This is a genomic window from Streptomonospora sp. PA3 (assembly GCF_009728995.1).
Classification (GTDB): Bacteria; Actinomycetota; Actinomycetes; order Streptosporangiales; family Streptosporangiaceae; genus Streptomonospora.
In genome coordinates, this window is the sequence record NZ_VTZW01000001.1 from 1795 (window position 1) to 4269 (window position 2475).

General features: G+C 66.3%; 1 protein-coding gene. It reads right to left on the minus strand.

The genetic code is table 11. The annotated features are described in order from the left end of the window. The coding region (rpoB, locus tag FZ103_RS00010; protein ID WP_155997908.1) for a DNA-directed RNA polymerase subunit beta at window positions 1–2301 on the minus strand (2301 nt) is incomplete at its 3' end. Window positions 2302–2475 lie beyond the last annotated feature (174 nt).

Sequence of the window (2475 nt, forward strand, 5' to 3'; positions counted from 1 at the left end):
GCGATCGTCCAGATCGGCCAGCACCTCCTCGCTGACGTTGGGGATCTCCCGGGTGATCTCCTCGGGCCCCAGCTTGGTGTCGCGCGCATCGACCTCGTGCTCCTCGATGTGGATCGAGGAGAGCACGTCGTCTTGGACCAGGCGCTGGGACAGCACGATGGCGTCCTCGTAGTTGTGGCCCTCCCAGGACATGTAGGCCACCAGCAGGTTCTTGCCCAGCGACATCTCGCCCTGGTCGGTGGAGGGCCCGTCGGCCAGCACCTGGGCGGCCTCCACCCGCCGGCCCTCCTCGACGATCGGGCGCTGGTTGAAGCAGGTGCCCTGGTTGCTGCGGCGGAACTTGCCCAGCCGGTAGGTGGTGCGGGTGCCGTCGTCGGCCATCACGGTGACGTAGTCGGCCGTGACGTCCTCGACCACCCCGGCCTTGTCGGCCAGCACGACCTCGCCGGCGTCGGTGGCGGCCCGGTACTCCATGCCGGTGCCCACCAGCGGCGACTCCGCGCGCAGCAGCGGCACCGCCTGGCGCTGCATGTTGGAGCCCATCAGCGCCCGGTTGGCGTCGTCGTGCTCCAGGAACGGGATCATGGCCGTGGCCACCGAGACCATCTGGCGCGGCGAGACGTCCATGTACTCCACCTCGTCGGTGGAGACCGCCTCGAACTCCCCGCCCTTGCGCCGAACCAGCACCCGGTCCTCCGCGAAGGACCCGTCCGGGTCCATCGGCGTATTGGCCTGGGCGATGACGAACCGGTCCTCCTCGTCCGCGGTCAGATAGTCGACCTGGTCGGTGATACGACCGTCGACGACCTTGCGGTAGGGAGTCTCGACGAACCCGAACGCGTTGACCCGCCCGTAGGCGGCCAGCGATCCGATGAGGCCGATGTTGGGGCCCTCGGGGGTCTCGATCGGGCACATGCGGCCGTAGTGGGAGGGGTGGACGTCGCGGACCTCGAAGCCCGCGCGCTCGCGGGAGAGGCCGCCCGGACCCAGCGCCGAGAGGCGGCGCTTGTTGGTCAGCCCCGCCAGCGGGTTGGTCTGGTCCATGAACTGCGAGGACTGCGACGTGCCGAAGAACTCCTTGATGGAGGCCACGACCGGCCGGATGTTGATCAGGGTCTGCGGCGTGATCGCCTCGACGTCCTGGGTGGTCATCCGCTCGCGGACCACCCGCTCCATCCGGGCCAGGCCCAGCCGGACCTGGTTCTGGATCAGCTCGCCGACGGTGCGCACGCGGCGGTTGCCGAAGTGGTCGATGTCGTCGGTCTCGACGATGATCTCGCCGGCGGCGCCCTGCGCCGCCTCTTCGCCGGCGTGCAGGCGCACCAGGTAATCGATCGTGGCGACGATGTCCTCTTCGGTCAGCGTCCCCTGCGTGAACTCCGTCTCCAGCCCCAGCTTCTTATTGATCTTGTACCGGCCCACCTTGGCCAGGTCATAGCGCTTGGGATTGAAATACAGGTTCTCCAGCAGCGCCTGCGCCGACTCCTTCGTGGGCGGCTCACCCGGACGCAGCTTGCGGTAGATGTCCAGCAGCGCGTCGTCGGTGCCCGCGGTCGGATCCTTCTCCAGCGTGTTGCGGATCGACTCATAGGCCCCGAACCGCTCCAGGATCTGATCGGTGCTCCACCCCAGCGCCTTGAGCAGCACGGTCACACCCTGCTTGCGCTTGCGGTCGATGCGCACCCCGACGAAATCGCGCTTGTCGACCTCGAACTCCAGCCACGCCCCCCGCGAGGGGATCACCTTGCAGCCGAAGAGGTCCTTGTCGGAGGTCTTGTCGACCTGCCGGTCGAAATAGACACCCGGCGAGCGCACGAGCTGGGAGACCACCACGCGCTCGGTGCCGTTGATGATGAACGTGCCCTTGGCCGTCATGAGCGGGAAGTCGCCCATGAACACCGTCTGGCTCTTGATCTCACCGGTGTCGTTGTTGATGAACTCCGCCGTGACGAACATCGGGGCGGAGTAGGTCATGTCCTTGTCCTTGCACTCCTCTTCGGAGTACTTGGGCGGCTCGAACCGGTGGTCGCGAAACGACAGCGACATCGTGCCGGAGAAGTCCTCGATGGGACTGATCTCCTCGAAGATCTCTTCGAGACCGGACTGCTCCGGAACGTCCTTGCGGCCGGCGTTACGAGCCGCCTCGACTCGGGTACTCCACTTCTCGTTACCCAGCAGCCAGTCGAACGACTCGGTCTGCAGGGCGAGAAGGTCGGGAACTTCGAGCGGCTCTCTGATACGCGCGAAGGAGACGCGACCGGGGCCGGCGGTTTCAGTGGAGGCGTTGAGCGAGGCTGCCAACAGGGGTCCTTCCGGAAGGCACGGACGGAAGTGGACTGCGCGCACACCAAGCGCCCCGGCGACCTGCGGGGCATCGAGAGGCAGCGCAAGGCAGCAGCATAGCGCAAATGAGAAACGTATGTCCACACTTACTGTGAGTGTCAACCTCCGTGCCATTTTCAGAATGACACAGCC